We start from the raw sequence: 17,183 nt of genomic DNA, 5'->3' as shown, positions 1-17,183 counted from the left end.
CGGCGCGGCTTGTGTGCAAAGCAACATGTCGCACCCTGTGTCGCAGGCCATATTGCCGTCTGGGATATCTTATACCAGTATACCAAGACAGACGGACGACGGCCCCGCCGCCCGGCCCGACAGGCCGAAAGAGAGCGCCGTCTTGGGAGGACACATGGTTTCCAGCACTGAGGCAACACCGCCTGTTCAGGCACAGTCCAGCAGCTTCCGCTGGGTTCAACTCGCGATGGGCATCGTCTGCATGGCGATGATCGCCAACCTGCAATACGGCTGGACACTGTTCGTCGACCCGATCGATGCGAAGTTTCATTGGGGCCGCACCGCCATCCAGCTGGCGTTCACGATCTTCGTGGTCACCGAAACCTGGCTGGTGCCGGTCGAAGCCTGGTTCGTCGACAAATACGGCCCGCGCGTCGTCATCATGTTCGGCGGCGTCATGATCTCGCTGGCCTGGGTGCTGAACTCCTACGCCGACTCCCTCACTCTGCTCTACGCCGGCGCCGTGATCGGCGGCATCGGTGCCGGTGCCGTGTACGGCACCTGCGTCGGCAATGCGCTGAAATGGTTTCCGGACCGCCGCGGCCTCGCCGCCGGCGCCACCGCCGCCGGCTTCGGCGCCGGTGCCGCGCTCACCGTGGTGCCGATCGCCAGCATGATCGCCTCCAGCGGCTATCAGAGCGCGTTCTTCACCTTCGGCATCGGCCAGGGCCTGATCGTGTTCGTGCTCGCGATCTTCCTGCGGCCGCCGAGCGTGGCGGCGCCCGCCCGCAAGAAGCAGCTCAACCTGCCGCAGAGCAAGATCGACTACACCCCGCCGCAGGTGCTGCGCACGCCGATCTTCTGGATCATGTATCTGGTGTTCGTCATGGTGGCCTCCGGCGGCCTGATGACCGCAGCCCAGATCGCCCCGATCGCGCACGACTTCAAGATCGCCAACGAGCCGGTGACGCTCGCCGGCTTCCAGATGGCGGCGCTGACGTTCGCGATCTCGCTCGACCGCATCTTCGACGGCTTCGGCCGCCCGGTGTTCGGCTGGATCTCGGATACGATCGGCCGCGAGCACACCATGTTCATCGCCTTCGGCACCGCCGCGCTGATGCTGCTGACGCTGGCGAATTACGGGCACAACCCGATCGTGTTCGTGCTCGCCACCGCCGTCTATTTCGGCGTGTTCGGCGAGATCTACAGCCTGTTTCCGGCAACCTCAGGCGACACCTTCGGCAGCAAATATGCCGCGACCAACAACGGCATGCTCTACACTGCGAAGGGCACCGCCTCGCTGCTGGTCCCGCTCGCGAGCCTCGTCTCGGCCAAATATGGCTGGCAGGCCGTGTTCGTCATCGGCGTCGCCCTGAACGCGACGGCGGCGTTGATGGCGCTGTTCGTGATCAAGCCGCTGCGCCGCGCCTTCATCCTCGGCAAGGAGGCTTCGGCCGCCGAGCCGGCCGCGCAGGATGTCCGGACGGCATGAGCCCCCTCTTCCTCCCGCGACTTCGAGAGGCGCACCCCCGTGCGCCTCTTTTTTTTGTTTCTGCCCCGAAACGAAGCACCAGATGCCAGGGAGCACCGTCCTGGACAGCGTTGCTGATGTGTTTTTCCGGTGGCCCGGCGCACAAAAAGCCATCGAACGACATTGACTTCTGGCATAACGTATACCAGACTTCCAACCATCGAAGCCAAACAAACGGGAGGGTGCCATGAAAGTCGGAGACATCCTGCGCAACAAGACGGCGCGCGTGATCACGGTGCGAATGAACGAGACCGTCGGCGTCGCGGCGCAGCTGATGCGCGCCAGCAATGTCAGCGCCCTCGTCGTCAAGGATGTCGTCCGCACCGAGGGCAACACCGCGGCCGGCATGTTCACCGAGCGTGACGTCGTTCGCGCCATCGCCGAGCATGGCGCCGCCGGCGTCAACCTGAAGGTCTCACAGCTGATCTCGCCGCAACGGCTGATCTCCTGCAGCACCGAGGACACGCTCGAGCATGTGCGGCACCTGATGAACGTGCACCACATCCGCCACCTTCCCGTCATCGTCGACTTCGCACTCGCCGGCGTCATCAGCATGCGTGACGTCTCCTCGGCCTTCGACGAAGCGGAAGCTCCGGTCGCCGCCTGACGCATTGTGCCGGTCAGCGGAACGGTCTTACCGCAAACGAGGTCTTGTCGGAGCTGCGCGCCGCCTGTTAGGCGGTGCGCAGTGAAGAGCGGCGGCTCGATCCCGCCACTCGCTTTGGCCCGACAGGACTGCTTGCGATGAAAGCCTATGTGTATGGCGCCCAGGGCGCCGCGATCACCGACGTCGCCAAACCCGCGCCGAAGGGCACGCAAGTGCTGGTGCGCGTCCGTGCCTGCGGCCTCAATCGTGCCGATCTCGGCATGACCAAGGGACATGCGCACGGCGCCGCCGGCGGTGTCGGCACCGTGCTCGGCATGGAATGGGCCGGCGAGGTCGCCGAGCTCGGACCCGACGCCAAGGGTCTCAAGGTCGGTGACCGGGTCATGGGCTCGGGCGGCGCCGCGTTCGCAGAATACACCCTCGCCGATCACGGCCGCCTGTTCCACGCGCCGTCGAACATGAACTTCGACGAGGCCGCGACGCTGCCGATCGCGCTGACCACGATGCACAACGCCGTCGTCACCAACGGCGCGCTGCAGCCCGGCCACAGCGTGCTGGTACAAGGCGCGAGCTCCGGCGTCGGCCTGATGGCGATGCAGATTGCCAAGCTCAAGGGGGCATCGCTCGTGATCGGCTCCTCCACCGATGCCACGCGCCGCGAGCGACTGAAGGAGTTCGGCGCCGATCTCGCGATCGACTCCAGCGATCCCGGCTGGGTCGACCAGGTGCTGAAGGCGACGGGCGGCCAGGGCGTCGACCTCATCGTCGACCAGATCTCGGGCGCCGTCGCCAACCAGAACCTCGCGGCCACCAAGGTGCTCGGCCGGATCGTCAATGTCGGCCGGCTCGGCGGCACCCATGCCGATTTCAATTTCGACCTGCACGCGGCGCGCCGCATCACCTATGTCGGCGTCACCTTCCGCACCCGCTCGATCGAGGAGATCCGCGCGATCTTCGACGAGGTGAAGCAGGACATCTGGAGTTCCGTGGAAACGCGGGCCCTGCGCCTGCCGCTCGACCGCGTCTTCGCCTTCGACGACATCGGCGCGGCGTTCGCCCACATGGAGGCGAACAGGCATCTCGGCAAGATCGTGGTGACCTTGTGAGCCCAATGTTCTGACATTTAGACGCAATCGAAACAGTGCGCGGCAAAGACGAATTTGCCGCGCGATGCCGGCTTTCACGGCGCGACATCGGCTGCTAAATCCGCGCCCATGAAGGACGCCGTCTCTCATGTCGATTCCGGCAAGGCCCGCGTCGCTGCGATTTCGATCGCGGCGAGCGCCAGCATGGCCGCGGCGAAGTTCGTCGTCGGCATCCTGATCGGCAGCCTCGCACTCGTCTCCGAGGCGCTGCACAGCGCCGTCGACGTCGTCGCCACCGTCATCACATGGATGGTGGTTCGGGTATCGGACCGGCCGGCCGACGACGAGCATCATTATGGCCATGGCAAGCTCGAGAGCCTGTCGGCACTCGGCGTCATCGCCCTGCTCTACGTGCTGGCCGGCGGCGTCCTGGTCGAGTCCGTCAGCCGGTTGCGGGAAGCCGCGCCGCCGCCACAGCTCTCGGCGATCCCGTTCGTGGTGCTGCTGATCGACATCGCCGTGAATTTCTGGCGCGCCCGCGCCCTGCACCGGGCCGCGCACGAAACCCACAGCCAGGCGCTCGCCGCCGACGCGCTGCATTTCGCCTCCGACGTGCTCGGATCGATCGCGGTCATCGCCGGGCTCGTCCTCACTGCCTTCGGCTTCTGGTGGGGCGATTCCGCCGCCGCCGTCGCCGTCGCCGTGATGATCTCGGTGCTCGGCCTGCGGCTCGCACGCTCGACCGTAGAAACACTGCTCGACCGGGCGCCCGATGGCGCGGCGGAGAAAGCCGACGTCGCGATCCGTTCGGTCGCCGGCGTCGTCGGCGTCGAGCGGCTGCGGGTGCGACTCGTCGGCGCCACGCATTTCGTCGACGCCACCGTCACGGTGCCGCGCACCTATCCGATCGACCGCGTCCACGAGATCAAGCGCGATGCGCAGGCGGCGGTGGACGCCAGCCTCGGCGGCGCCGACGTCACCTTCACCACGGTGCCGGTCGCCCTCAGCAATGAGAGCGTCCGCGAGCGCATCATGGTGATCGCGCGCAATTCCGGGCTCGCGATCCACCACGTCACCGTCCACGATATCGGCGGCCGCCTGATCGTCGCCATCGACCTCGAGGTCGACGGCGACATGACACTGGTCGCCGCCCATGCGATCGCCCACGAGCTGGAACGCAGCATCCGCGACGAGTTCGGCGCCGACGTCGAGGTCGACACCCATATCGAGCCGCTCGAGCCCGAGCTGCCGTTCGGCATCGACGCGCCCGCAGAGCGCATCGCGCTGATCGCCGACGCCTTGCAGCGCTTCGCCGCCGAGACCGACATGTACGATGTGCACAACGTCCGTGTCCGCAACACCGAGGCCGGCGAGATCGTCAACTTCCACTGCCGGGCCGCACCGTCGATGAGCGTGCTCAAGGTGCACGACAATGTCGACCACATCGAGCGCGGGATACGGCGCACCTTCCCGACCGTGAAGCGCGTCATCAGCCACGCCGAGCCGCCGCACGGCTGAAGCCCTGACGTCACGCTGCGTTCTCGCTTCGGACTCATCTCGCCGGCTTTTCGCCATGGCAAATCCGCATTGGATAAGATTTATTAGCTTTTGCCAAATCGTTGACTCTCGACAGCCCGAGAAATCTGGATTCAAATCGACTTGATTCGGAAGCGGCTGGGGCTCTTTCGAAATTCGGGTATCCAAGCAAAGTTTCGGGGGTCTACAGCATGGCGCGTGCGCATGCCGCGAACGCGTGCGTCCAATCTTCTGATTCCATCAAGGGGTTGGCGCAATCGATCGCGAAACCGGCCTATCAAAGGCTGCTGACTGCTGAGCCGGTATTGCGTCGTGCTGTCCCCACTTTGATCATTGCCTTTCTCGTCACCATCTGTCTCGGCGCCTTCGTCCAGGTGCTCGATCACAGCCGGCAGAAGCGCGGCGCGACCAAGCGCGACCTCGCCGCGATCTCGGATCTGCTGGCGGACCGCATCGGTCATCTGGCGATGCGCCCCGACCGCATGGCCAACATTGAGCATCTTCAGACCCTGCTGCCGGACCTGATCCCCGCCTGGGGCGTTGCGCCTGGCCGCCATGTGATCATCACCGGCGCCGACCACCGCATCCTCGCCCGCGTCCCGGTCGATGCCGCCCTCGGCGAGAACGACCGTATCCTCGACCTGATCTCGACGGCGCAACTGCTCGCCACCCCCGGCCTGCAGGGCGCCGTCACCGAGATCACGCTGCCGAACGGCCGTCCCGCCTTCGCCGTCTCGCAATTGATCAAGGCCCTGCCCGGCCGCGTCGTCGTGATCCAGGAGAAGATCGAGCCGATCTGGGGCTCGGACGCCGCGCTCTCGATCACGCTGTCGGCAACCACGGGCTTCGTCGTCCTGATCCTTGGCTTTGCCTTCCACTGGCAGTCGACCCGCGCCCGCGAAGGCGACCTGATCAACGACGCCGTGCGCGGCCGCATCGACACCGCACTGAACCGCGGCCGCTGCGGACTGTGGGACTGGGACCTGTCGCGCGGCCGCATCTTCTGGTCGAACTCGATGTTCGCGATGCTCGGTCTCGACAACCGCACCGACCTGCTCACCTTCGGCGAGGTCAACGCGCTGGTGAACTCCGACGACATCGACCTGTTCGCGATCGCCGACCAGCTCGTCGCCGGCGAGCTGCGCCACATCGACCAGAGCTTCCGCATGCGCCACACCGAAGGCCATTGGATCTGGCTGCGGGTGCGCTGCGAGCTGAGCCAGGGCACCACCGATTCCGGCCTGCACCTGATCGGCATCGCCGTCGACGTGACCGAGCAGAAGAGCCTGGTCGAGAAGACCGCCGAGGCGGATCTGCGGCTGCGCGACGCGATTGAGACGATCTCGGAAGCCTTTGTGCTGTGGGACGCCAACAACCGCCTCGTGCTGTGCAACTCGCACTTCCAGAAGCTGCACAAGCTGCCGGACTCCGCCGTGACGCCGGGCACCTCCTACGAGACCGTCATCGAGGTCGGCAAGATGCCGGAGATCCGCACCCGCCTGCACGACAACAGCCAGCAGGCGCCGGGCGGCCGCACCTTCGAGGCGCAGCTCGACGACGGCAGCTGGCTGCACATCTCCGAGCGCCGCACCAAGGACGGCGGCTACGTCTCGGTCGGCACCGACATCACCCGCATCAAGGAGCACGAGCAGAAGCTGGTCGACAACGACCTGCGCCTGCGTGCCACCGTGATCGACCTGCAGCGCTCGCAGACCGCGCTGGAGCGCCAGGCGATCGAGCTCGCCGACCTCGCCGAGAAGTACTCGCAGGAGAAGACCCGGGCCGAGGAGGCCAACCAGACCAAGTCGAAGTTCCTCGCCAACATGAGCCACGAGCTGCGCACGCCGCTCAACGCCATCATCGGCTTCTCCGAGATCATGGGCTCGGGCATGTTCGGCTCGCTCGGCTCGGAGAAATACCAGGAATACTGCCACGACATCCTGACCTCCGGTCAGTACCTGCTCGAGGTGATCAACGACATTCTCGACATGTCGAAGATCGAGGCTGGCCGCATGAAGCTCGACATGGAGCCGCTCGACCTCGCCAAGACGCTGGCGGAGTCGCTGCGCGTCGTCTCCGGCCGCGCCCAGGACAAGAGCCTGGTGCTCGACGCCGACATCGAGGGCAGCATCCCCGTCGTCGCCGACCGCCGCGCCACCAAGCAGATCATGGTCAACCTGTTGTCGAACGCGGTGAAGTTCACCCCCGAAGGCGGCCGCGTCACGATGCGCAGCCGCGTGTTCGACGACAAGGTCGTGCTGATCATCGCCGACACCGGCATCGGCATCCCCGCGCAATCGCTGGCGCGGCTCGGCCGGCCGTTCGAGCAGGTCGAGAGCCAGATGACCAAGACCTATCACGGCTCCGGCCTCGGCCTCGCCATCGCCCGCTCGCTGGCCCAGCTCCACGGCGGCTCGATGCGGTTGCGCTCCCGCATCGAATGCGGCACCGTCGTCCGCGTCACCCTCCCCCGCGACGCCTACAAGGCCACGGCGAGCATCTCGGTCGCGGCGTGAGGGTGGACGCGTCGGACACCTTTGCGCCGATGAGCGTCGCCGTCAGCTTGCGAACGGAAATGCTGACGTCTGAGGTATTGACGCACCTGCCGATCGACAACTAAGGCAAGCGCTCCGAAAACGGGAGTGTCGGGTGTGATCATCGCCTTCATCGTCGCCGCCTTCGTCTACCGCTTCGCCATGCTCGCGGTCTCGATCCGCAACGAGAAGCGGCTGCGCGCCGACGGCGCCACCGAATACGGCGCCTCGGTGTCGCGCTGGCTCGCGATGGCCCATGTGGCTTTTTATCTCGCCGCGACGGCCGAGGGCCTCGTCCGCGACGCGCCGATCGATGCCATCAGCATCACCGGCTTCCTCATCTACCTGTTCGGCGCGGTCATGCTGCTGGTCGTGTCGCAATTGCTCGGACGGTTCTGGACGGTCAAGCTGATGATCGCGCGCGACCATGCGCTGGTGAGGCACCCGTTGTTCCGGATCGTCCGCCATCCGAATTACTTCCTCAACATCGTCCCCGAGCTGATCGGCTATGCGTTGACACTGCACGCCTATGTCACGCTCGTCGTTGGACTGATGATCTATGCCCTGCCGCTGGCGCTGCGCATCCGGCAGGAGGAGAAGATCATGCGAGACAGGTTCGCCTCGTATTGACCGCGCGCGACCCGCTACGGACGAGGATCAAGGATCGAAGAGCCGCGTGCCCTCCTCCCCGGCACGCCGCTTTGATCCACGCCGCAGAATCGCAATTTTGAGCAAGTCCGGGACCGCAGGCTGTGCGATCCCTAGCGGGTGGACATCTTGGCACCCGAAGGGATCAACGATGCTGAGGCGGATATGGCGCGGCTGGACCAGCCCAGCGAATGCGGATGCCTACGAGGAACTGCTGCGCTCGACGATCTTTCCGGCGATCAAGGACCGAGCGATCGTCGGGTTCACCGGCATCGAGCTGCTGCGCCGGCCGCTGGAGACCGAGGTGGAGTTCATGACGATCATGACGTTCACCGACGAGGACGCCGTCAAGCGCTTCGCAGGAGCCGCACATGAGCAGGCCGTCGTGCCGGCCGCAGCGCAGGCGCTGCTCGGTCGCTATGACGCGCAGTCCGCGCATTACGATGTCCGGGTGCCATTGACGACGGCAGGCTGAGCCCGCAACGGCCCGCAAGAACGCAGGGTGGGCGAAGCGGCGCCGCAGGCGGCGTGTGCCCACCGTCTGTCGGCAGATATGGACGCCGACGGCGGGCGCGGCGCGCGTGATGCTGCGTCTGGCCGCGCGGACGCGCCTTTGCCCACCTGCAGCGACGAAGCCAATGCCTACGCCTGCAAGCTCGGCGCGACCTCGCGGGCGATCTGCACCAGCGAGGCGATCAGCGGGGTCATGGGGTCGCGCTGCGGGATAACGAGGCCGATCTGGTAGTTGATCACGGGATCGACGATCGGGATCGAGCGCACCTTGTCGGCGAGCCCCAGCGTCTCGGCGAGCTTGGCCGGCATCACGCTCGCCCAGCGGCCGGTCTTCACATGGGTGTAGAGCACCAGCAGCGAGTTCGAGGTCAGCGTCGGCGTCACCTCGTTGCCGGCGGCCTTCAGCGCGCGGTCGATGATGCGGCGGTTCTGCATGTCGGGCGTCAGCAGGCACAGCGGCACCTGCCCAACCTCCTTCCACGTCACCTGCTCGCGATCGCCGAACATCGCGTCGGGCGCGGTCAGCAGCCGGTAGCTCTCGTTGTAGAGCGGGATGGTGCGCACGCGGCCGATCGGCTCGTTCTCGATGTAGGTCAGCCCGGCATCGACCTCGAGATTCTCCAGCAGGCCGAGCACGTCGGCGGACGTGCACGACATGATGCGGAACCGGACCTCCGGATGCTTGGCGCGGAACGGCGTCGTCAGCGACGCCACCATGCCCAGCACGGTCGGCACCGCCGCGATCCGGATTTCGCCCGAAAGCTTGTCCTTGAGGCCATTGATCTCCTGGCGCATCGCGCGGAAGTCGCCGACGATGCGGCGCGCCCAATCCAGCGTGCGCTCGCCTTCCGGCGTGAACCCCTGGAACCGCGAACCGCGCTGCACCAGCATGACGCCGAGGATCTCCTCGAGCTGCTTGATGCTGGTCGACATCGTCGGCTGGGTGACGCCGCAGGCCTCGGCCGCCCGGCCGAAATGACGCTCCTTGGCCAGCGCCAGCAGCAGTTCGAGCTTGTCGATCAAGAGGTCGGCCTTCCAGCGGTTGATGGGCCTGGTTCCGCACGTTTTCGGACGCGTCGGCCACCGTGAAACTCTATCACGGCAAGGGTGTCGCCGACATGGTAAAACGCGCCGCAGCCCTGTCGCGCGAGCGCCTGTTTTTCGTCAACTTCTAGCTATCCCACGATTGCGTTTCGCTATCGCAGCACGGGACTGCTTTATTGATATCTTGAGCAATTCCAATTTGGATGTGCGAAACGCTTGCAACGCAGAATCGGGATCAGGATGACGCCGGTGTACGAAAGTTGGGACGCGGCGCGCGGCGCCGAGATCATCGCCGAACATAGCCAGATGGAGGGAGCAACCTTGCCCATCCTCCATGCGTTGCAGGAGACGTTCGGCTACGTCCCCGAGGATGCCATTCCGATGATCGCATCCGCCCTCAACCTGTCACGCGCCGAGGTTTACGGCGTATTCACGTTCTACCATGATTTCCGGGCCAAAAAGGCCGGCCGTCACGTGCTGAAGCTGTGTCGCGCCGAGGCCTGCCAGGCTGCCGGCGGCGATGCACTCGCAGCTCGTGTCGAGGCTAAGCTAGGGATTGCGATGGGCAACACCACCGCCGATGAGCGCGTCACGCTCGAGCCGATCTACTGCCTCGGCCTGTGCGCGACCGCGCCCTCGGCGATGCTCGACGGCCGGCTGTTCGGCCGGCTCGACGAAGCCCGGATCGATGCTCTCGTCTCGGAGGCCCAGCGATGAGCGTGCGTCTTTTTGTCCCGTGTGATGCCGGCGCGCTTGCCGTCGGCGCCGATGAGGTCGCCCACGCGCTGCACAAGGCGGCGCTGGAGCGCAAGGTCGATGTCGAAATCGTGCGCAACGGCTCGCGTGGGTTGTACTGGCTGGAGCCGCTGGTCGAGTTGGAGACGGCGCAGGGCCGCTTCGGCTTCGGTCCTGTCACCGCTGAAGACGTACCGTCGCTGCTCGACGCGATCCTTGCCGACACCTCGCACAAGCTCTCGCTCGGTCTCACCGAGGAGATCCCGTGGCTGAAGCGGCAGACCCGCCTCACCTTCGCCCGCTGCGGCATCGTCGATCCGCTTTCACTGGAAGACTACCGCGCGCACGGCGGCTACAAGGGTCTCACGCGTGCGCTGACCTTGTCGCTGGATGCCGTCATTGCCGAGGTCACGACGTCGGGCCTGCGCGGCCGCGGCGGCGCAGGCTTTCCGACCGGCATCAAGTGGAAGACGGTGTCGCAGACGGCGGCCGACCGCAAATACGTCATCTGCAACGCCGACGAGGGCGACAGCGGCACCTTCGCCGACCGCATGCTGATGGAAGGCGATCCCTTCGTTCTCATCGAGGGCATGACCATCTGCGGCATCGCGGTGGGCGCCACCAAGGGCTACATCTACACGCGTTCGGAATATCCGCACGCGATCGCGACCATGACCAAGGCGATCGACATCGCCAGGAAGGCCGGCCTGCTCGGTGACAAGATCGCGGGCTCCAACTATACCTTCGATCTCGAGGTCCGCACCGGCGCCGGCGCCTATGTCTGCGGCGAAGAGACCGCGCTGATGGAGAGCCTCGAAGGCAAGCGCGGCATCGTCCGCGCCAAGCCTCCGCTGCCGGCGCATCATGGCCTGTTCGGCAAGCCGACGGTCGTCAACAACCTCCTGTCGTTCGCGGCCATCCCCTTCATCCTCGATGAGGGCGCCAAGGCTTATGCGGATTTCGGCATGGGACGCTCGCGCGGCACGATGCCGATCCAGATCGCGGGCAACGTCAAGTTCGGCGGCCTGTTCGAGACCGCGTTCGGCATCACGCTCGGCGAACTCGTCGACGACATCGGCGGCGGCACGTTCACCGGCCGTCCCGTGCGCGCGGTGCAGGTCGGCGGTCCGCTCGGCGCCTATTTCCCGCGCGCGCTGTTCGATACGCCGTTCGACTACGAGGCGTTCGCCGCCAAGGAGGGCCTGATCGGCCATGGCGGCATCGTCGTGTTCGACGACACCGTCGACATGTCGAAGCAGGCGCGCTTCGCAATGGAGTTCTGCGCCATCGAATCCTGCGGCAAGTGCACGCCCTGCCGCATCGGCTCGACGCGCGGCGCCGAGACCATCGACAAGATCCGCCGCGGCGAGCGCGTATCTGAGAACATCGCTCTCGTCGAGGACCTCTGCGGCACTATGAAGCTCGGATCGCTCTGTGCACTCGGCGGCTTCACGCCCTACCCTGTGCTCTCGGCGCTGAAACACTTCCGCGAGGATTTCGGTCCTCAGCAACCGCGCCTGCAGGCTGCGGAATAGACATTCGGGAATAAGGACACGGCCATGTCGCTCATCCACGAAACCGATTACGGCACCCCGCTCTCCAAGTCCGAGAAGATGGTCACCTTGACCATCGACGGCCAGAGCATCACCGTTCCCGAGGGCACCTCGATCATGCGCGCGGCCATGGAGGCCGGCACGCAGATCCCGAAGCTGTGCGCGACCGACATGGTCGACGCATTCGGCTCCTGCCGCCTCTGCCTCGTCGAGGTCGAGGGCCGCGCCGGCACGCCGGCGTCGTGCACCACACCGGTGGCCGCGGGCCTCGTCGTTCACACCCAGACCGAGCGGCTGAAGAAGCTGCGCAAGGGCGTGATGGAGCTCTACATCTCCGACCATCCGCTCGACTGTCTGACCTGCGCCGCCAATGGCGATTGCGAGCTGCAGGACATGGCCGGCGCCGTCGGCCTGCGCGACGTGCGCTACGGCAACCAGGGTGAGAACCACGTGTTCGCCGACGCTTGCGGCGAGGCCAATCCGGCCTGGCTGCCGAAGGACGAGTCCAACCCTTATTTCACCTACGATCCCTCGAAGTGCATCGTCTGCTCGCGCTGCGTCCGCGCCTGCGAGGAGGTGCAAGGCACGTTCGCGCTGACCATCTCGGGCCGTGGCTTCGACAGCCGGGTGTCGCCGGGCATGAGCGAGAGCTTCCTGGGCTCAGAGTGCGTCTCCTGCGGCGCCTGCGTGCAGGCCTGCCCGACCGCGACCCTGACCGAGAAGAGCGTGATCGAGATCGGCCAGCCCGAGCATTCGGCGGTCACCACCTGCGCCTATTGCGGCGTCGGCTGCGCCTTCAAGGCGGAGATGCGCGGCGAGGAAGTCGTGCGCATGGTGCCCTACAAGGACGGCAAGGCCAATCGCGGCCATTCCTGCGTCAAGGGCCGCTTCGCCTATGGCTATGCGACCCACAAGGAGCGCATCCTCAAGCCGATGATCCGCGAGACCATCGACCAGCCCTGGCGCGAGGTCTCCTATGACGAGGCCTTCAACTTCGCCGCGCAGAAGCTGCGCGGCATCCAGGCCAAGCACGGCCGTGACTCGATCGGCGGCATCACCTCGTCGCGCTGCACCAACGAAGAAACCTATCTGGTGCAGAAGCTGATCCGTGCCGGCTTCGGCAACAACAACGTCGACACCTGCGCCCGCGTCTGCCATTCGCCGACCGGCTACGGCCTCGCCACCACCTTCGGCACCTCGGCCGGGACCCAGGACTTCGACTCGGTCGAGGACAGCGACGTGATCATGGTGATCGGCGCCAACCCGACCGATGCGCATCCGGTGTTCGGCTCGCGCATGAAGAAGCGGCTGCGCCAGGGCGCCAAGCTGATCGTCGTCGATCCGCGCAAGATCGACCTCGTGAAGTCGGCGCACATCAAGGCGGACTATCATCTGCCGCTGCTGCCCGGCACCAACGTCGCGATCCTGACCGCGCTGGCGCATGTGATCGTCACCGAGGGCCTCGTCAACGAGACCTTCGTGCGCGAGCGCTGCGACTGGAGCGAGTTCCAGGACTGGGCGGAATTCGTCGCGCTGGAGAAGAACAGCCCTGAGGCGATCGCCGGCATTTCCGGCGTCGATCCGGAAGCGATCCGCGGCGCGGCCCGGCTCTACGCCAAGGGCGGCAACGGCGCGATCTATTACGGCCTGGGCGTCACCGAGCACAGCCAGGGCTCGACCACGGTGATCGCGATCGCCAATTTGGCGATGGCCACCGGCAACATCGGTCGCCGCGGCGTCGGCGTGAACCCACTGCGCGGCCAGAACAACGTGCAGGGCTCCTGCGACATGGGCTCGTTCCCGCACGAGCTGCCGGGCTACCGCCACATCTCGGGCGACGCGGTGCGCGATCAGTTCGAGGCGATGTGGAACGTCAAGCTCAACCCCGAGCCGGGTCTTCGCATCCCCAACATGTTCGATTCCGCGATCGAAGGCACGTTCAAGGGCCTCTACGTGCAGGGCGAGGACATCCTGCAGTCCGATCCGAACACCACGCATGTCGTGCAGGCGCTGTCGTCGATGGAATGCGTCATCGTCCAGGACCTGTTCCTGAACGAGACCGCCAACTACGCCCACGTCTTCCTGCCCGGCTCGACCTTCCTGGAGAAGGACGGCACCTTCACCAACGCCGAGCGCCGCATCCAGCGCGTCCGCAAGGTGATGAGCCCGCTCAACGGCATGGCCGACTGGGAGGTCACGATCGGGCTGGCCAAGGCGATGGGCTTCGAGATGAAGTACAACCACCCGTCGGAGATCATGGACGAGATCGCGGCGCTGACGCCGACCTTCACCGGCGTCTCCTACCAGAAGCTCGAGGAGATGGGCTCGGTGCAGTGGCCCTGCAACGAGAAGTTCCCCGAGGGCTCGCCGATCATGCATGTCGACGGCTTTGTCCGCGGCAAGGGCAAGTTCGTGGTCACCGAGTACGTCGCGACCGACGAGCGCACCGGCCCGCGCTTCCCGCTCCTGCTCACCACCGGCCGCATCCTGTCGCAGTACAATGTCGGCGCGCAGACAAGGCGCACCGAGAACGTGGTGTGGCATGGCGAGGACGTGCTGGAGATCCATCCGCACGACGCCGAGCAGCGCGGCATCCGCGACGGCGATTGGGTGCGGCTGACCAGCCGCGCCGGCGAGACCACCTTGCATGCGCTGATCTCCGAGCGCGTGGCGCCGGGCGTGGTCTACACCACGTTCCACCATCCGCTGACGCAGGCCAACGTCATCACCACCGACTACTCGGATTGGGCGACCAACTGTCCGGAGTACAAGGTCACGGCGGTGCAGGTGTCGCAGTCCAACGGCCCGTCGGACTGGCAGAAGGCCTATGACGAGCAGGCCCGCAACTCGCGCCGCATCGCCCCGGTCGTGGAGGCGGCGGAGTAGCATGCGAGATGCAGTGCGCATCGCGGATCGTCTGGTCTGGCGCGACGGAGCCCTCACCGAGGGCCACCGCCGCGTGCCGGAGGAGACCGCGGTCGCGCTGACCTACAATGGCGGCACCCAGGCCGTCATGATGGCGACGCCGCAGGACCTCCGCGACTTCGCCGTCGGCTTCAGCCTGAACGAAGGCCTGATCACGAGCCGCGACGACATTGTCTCGCTCGACGTCGTCGAGCTGGACGACGGCATCGAGCTCAGGATGTGGCTGCCCGACGCGTTCGCCGAACGCCTCGCCGAGCGCCGCCGCAACATTGCCGGCCCCACCGGCTGCGGCCTGTGCGGCATCGACTCCCTCGCCGAAGCGGTGCGTCCGGCCGCGCATGTGCCCCAGGGCCGGCGCTTCACGCCGCGCGACGTCATGACGGCGCTGGTCGCCATCGAGCCGCTGCAGAAGCTCAACCACGAGACCCGCGCCGTGCACGCCGCGGCGTTCTGGACACCCGCCCGCGGCATCGTCGCCCTGCGCGAGGATGTCGGCCGCCACAACGCGCTCGACAAGCTGGCCGGTCATCTCGCGCAGACTCACAGTACGGCGACCGAAGGCCTCGTGATCATGACGAGCCGCGTCTCGGTCGAGCTGGTGCAGAAGGCCGCCGCCATGGGCGCGCCGGTGCTGGTCGCGGTGTCAGCGCCGACCGCACTCGCCATCCGCATGGCCGAGGCCGCCGGCATCACCCTCATTGCCGTCGCCCGCAACGATGGCTTCGAAATCTTCACCCATCCCGAACGGATCGTCGCGAGCGCCGAGACCGGCACGCGATCAACACAGACGGACACGCCCCATGTCGCATAACCCTTCCGAACGCCTCGTCTACATGGCCAACCAGATCGGCAAGTTCTTTCAGAGCCAGGGGCAGGAGAAAGAGGTCGCCGGCGTCGCCGAGCACATCAAGAAGTTCTGGGACCCGCGCATGCTGAAGACGATCTATGCGCACCACGATGCCGGCGGCGCCGGCCTCGACCCGGCCGTGAAGGAAGCAATCGGCAAGCTGAAGGACGCGGCGGTGGCGAAGGAGAAGGCGTAAGGCGGGCCGTCGCGTAGCCCGCATGAGCGGACGCCGGAGCCCGAAGGGCGCAGGTGGACGCGACATGCGGGACCGATGCCACCACACACTCCGGGCATGCTTGAACCCGGATGTCGCTTCGCTCATCCGGGCTACGCTGTCGCCGCAGCAATGATCACCGCTCCGAAGGGATGGGTTAAGAGCGACCGCCGTCACCGTGGGCGGTGAGATCAATCGCCCTACCTACCCGCCCTCCTCTTCATGCTCGGCCTGCGACAGCTCGGCGATGGCGAGGTCGCCAGAATCGGCCATGCGGGCCTTTGCCGTGGTGGTGACATGGGCGGCGAGCGCTGGCATGCGCGCGATCAGGGCGTGAAAATCCTGCGCGTCGAGTACCAGCAGCCGCGTCTTGCGGGTGGCCTTCACGGTCCCGGAGCGCTTGGTTCGGTGCAGCAGCGCGATCTCGCCGAAGAAGGTGCCGTCGGCGAGCCGCACACATTGCGTCGGCAGCTCGATCTCGACCTCGCCGGCGGTGATGAAATACATCGAGGACGCCACGTCGCCGCGGCGGACGAGAATTTCGCCGGTCTCGATCGTGCGCGCGCGCAGCAGCCGCATGATGTCGGCGATCTCCGAGGCGGAAAGATGTGAGAACAGCGGCACCCGCGCCAGCATGCCCCAGGTGACGACGAAGTCGCGCCGCTTCACCTCGTCGGCAAAGGCATTGGAGATGATGGCGACCGGCAGCGCGATCATCGCGAGGCCGCCGACGATCGTGAACACCGAGATCGCCTTGCCGAGCGAGGTCACCGGCACGACGTCGCCATAGCCGACGGTGCCGAGCGTCACGATCGCCCACCACATCGCGTCGGGAATGGTGCCGAACTTGTCGGGCTGCACGTCGCGCTCGACCGCATAGAGCAGCGAGGCGAACAGCAGCACGGCACCGGCCAGGATCGCGATGCAGCCGACGAGCGTACGGCGCTCGGCCTGGATCGCCGCGAGCAGCGAGCGCATCGCCGGCGAATAGCGTACCAGCTTGAGGAACGGCAGCACCACCAGCACCGCGAGCGTGGCGTGATCGCCGAACGCAAGCACGACAGCGGCCGGCAGAAAAGCCAGGAGATCGATGACTCCGAGCGCGGAGAGTGCATATTGCAGGCGGTCGCGCAGCGGCGAAACGTGCTGCGGCGTATGGCCGGCGACGCTCCAGAGCCGGGCGACATACTCGAAGCCGAACACCAGCACGGCCATGACCTTCACCGCGGTGAAGGTCGGGCCGAAGCGGGCGTCGAACTGCGGCACCGAGGCCAGGATCGTCGCCAGCACATCGGCGAAGATCACGATGACGACGGCCCGCACGATGCGCGCGCCGACCGACAGCGGCAGATGGTCGTGCTCGAGCAGCTCGTAGAGCCGGTCCCGCAGATCGGGATCGCGAATGCTCTCGCCCGGCCCGAGCGTCGGCACG

Annotated in this window: 14 protein-coding genes; 12 read left to right on the top strand and 2 right to left on the bottom strand. The window is 66.2% G+C overall.

Translation table 11 applies throughout. The features are described from left to right. Positions 1–154 precede the first annotated feature (154 nt). The 7 genes from oxlT (at position 155) to HL666_RS17730 (ending at position 8,395) form a co-directional block, all read left to right on the top strand. Positions 155–1,471, top strand: coding sequence for an oxalate/formate MFS antiporter (oxlT, locus tag HL666_RS17760; protein ID WP_172182686.1), 1,317 nt, complete (start codon positions 155–157; stop codon positions 1,469–1,471). 226 nt (positions 1,472–1,697) lie between these two features. Further along, on the top strand, positions 1,698–2,117 hold the full coding sequence (locus HL666_RS17755; RefSeq protein ID WP_172114347.1) for a CBS domain-containing protein: 420 nt from the start codon (positions 1,698–1,700) through the stop codon (positions 2,115–2,117). 137 nt (positions 2,118–2,254) lie between these two features. Then, positions 2,255–3,223 carry a zinc-binding dehydrogenase gene (locus HL666_RS17750; RefSeq protein ID WP_172114348.1) on the top strand — a complete coding sequence of 323 codons (969 nt, stop codon included), beginning with the start codon at positions 2,255–2,257 and terminating at the stop codon, positions 3,221–3,223. Positions 3,224–3,331: 108 nt separating this feature from the next. Further along, positions 3,332–4,720 carry a cation diffusion facilitator family transporter gene (locus HL666_RS17745; protein ID WP_172114349.1) on the top strand — a complete coding sequence of 463 codons (1,389 nt, stop codon included), beginning with the start codon at positions 3,332–3,334 and terminating at the stop codon, positions 4,718–4,720. Between the two features lie 209 nt (positions 4,721–4,929). Beyond that, positions 4,930–7,254, top strand: a complete 2,325-nt coding sequence (locus tag HL666_RS17740) for a sensor histidine kinase (protein ID WP_172182684.1) — start codon at positions 4,930–4,932, stop codon at positions 7,252–7,254. A 135-nt stretch (positions 7,255–7,389) separates the two neighbouring features. Further along, positions 7,390–7,902, top strand: coding sequence for an isoprenylcysteine carboxyl methyltransferase family protein (locus tag HL666_RS17735; protein WP_172182682.1), 513 nt, complete (start codon positions 7,390–7,392; stop codon positions 7,900–7,902). Positions 7,903–8,071: 169 nt separating this feature from the next. Further along, entirely contained in the window at positions 8,072–8,395 is a 324-nt protein-coding gene (locus HL666_RS17730; RefSeq protein ID WP_172182680.1) for an antibiotic biosynthesis monooxygenase, read from the top strand. A gap of 167 nt (positions 8,396–8,562) precedes the next feature. Here HL666_RS17730 and HL666_RS17725 read toward each other — a convergent pair whose 3' ends face one another. Further along, positions 8,563–9,456: a LysR family transcriptional regulator gene (locus HL666_RS17725; protein WP_172114353.1), complete on the bottom strand. Its 894-nt coding sequence runs from the start codon at positions 9,454–9,456 to the stop codon at positions 8,563–8,565. A 261-nt stretch (positions 9,457–9,717) separates the two neighbouring features. Here HL666_RS17725 and HL666_RS17720 point away from each other — a divergent pair, with 261 nt between their 5' ends. Genes HL666_RS17720 through HL666_RS17700 form a run of 5 tightly spaced genes read left to right on the top strand, consistent with a single transcriptional unit; the run spans position 9,718 to position 15,733 of the window. Then, entirely contained in the window at positions 9,718–10,194 is a 477-nt protein-coding gene (locus HL666_RS17720) for a formate dehydrogenase subunit gamma (protein ID WP_172182678.1), read from the top strand. Beyond that, positions 10,191–11,747 carry a formate dehydrogenase beta subunit gene (locus HL666_RS17715; RefSeq protein ID WP_172182676.1) on the top strand — a complete coding sequence of 519 codons (1,557 nt, stop codon included), beginning with the start codon at positions 10,191–10,193 and terminating at the stop codon, positions 11,745–11,747. Before HL666_RS17720 ends, HL666_RS17715 begins: the two co-directional genes overlap by 4 nt. Before the next feature lie 24 nt (positions 11,748–11,771). Further along, entirely contained in the window at positions 11,772–14,651 is a 2,880-nt protein-coding gene (fdhF, locus tag HL666_RS17710) for a formate dehydrogenase subunit alpha (protein ID WP_172182674.1), read from the top strand. 1 nt (position 14,652) lies between these two features. Further along, positions 14,653–15,501, top strand: coding sequence for a formate dehydrogenase accessory sulfurtransferase FdhD (gene fdhD, locus HL666_RS17705; RefSeq protein ID WP_172134546.1), 849 nt, complete (start codon positions 14,653–14,655; stop codon positions 15,499–15,501). Beyond that, positions 15,491–15,733, top strand: coding sequence for a formate dehydrogenase subunit delta (locus tag HL666_RS17700; protein ID WP_172114358.1), 243 nt, complete (start codon positions 15,491–15,493; stop codon positions 15,731–15,733). Before fdhD ends, HL666_RS17700 begins: the two co-directional genes overlap by 11 nt. A gap of 222 nt (positions 15,734–15,955) precedes the next feature. Here HL666_RS17700 and HL666_RS17695 read toward each other — a convergent pair whose 3' ends face one another. Further along, positions 15,956–17,182, bottom strand: coding sequence for a cyclic nucleotide-gated ion channel (locus tag HL666_RS17695; protein ID WP_172134545.1), 1,227 nt, complete (start codon positions 17,180–17,182; stop codon positions 15,956–15,958). Between the last annotated feature and the right edge of the window lies 1 nt (position 17,183).

Origin of the sequence: Bradyrhizobium aeschynomenes, assembly GCF_013178945.1 — a bacterium.
In the GTDB taxonomy this organism is placed as follows: Bacteria; Pseudomonadota; Alphaproteobacteria; order Rhizobiales; family Xanthobacteraceae; genus Bradyrhizobium; species Bradyrhizobium aeschynomenes.
Note: the sequence above shows the minus strand (reverse complement) of the source record. Positions and strands in the feature narration are given on the sequence as shown.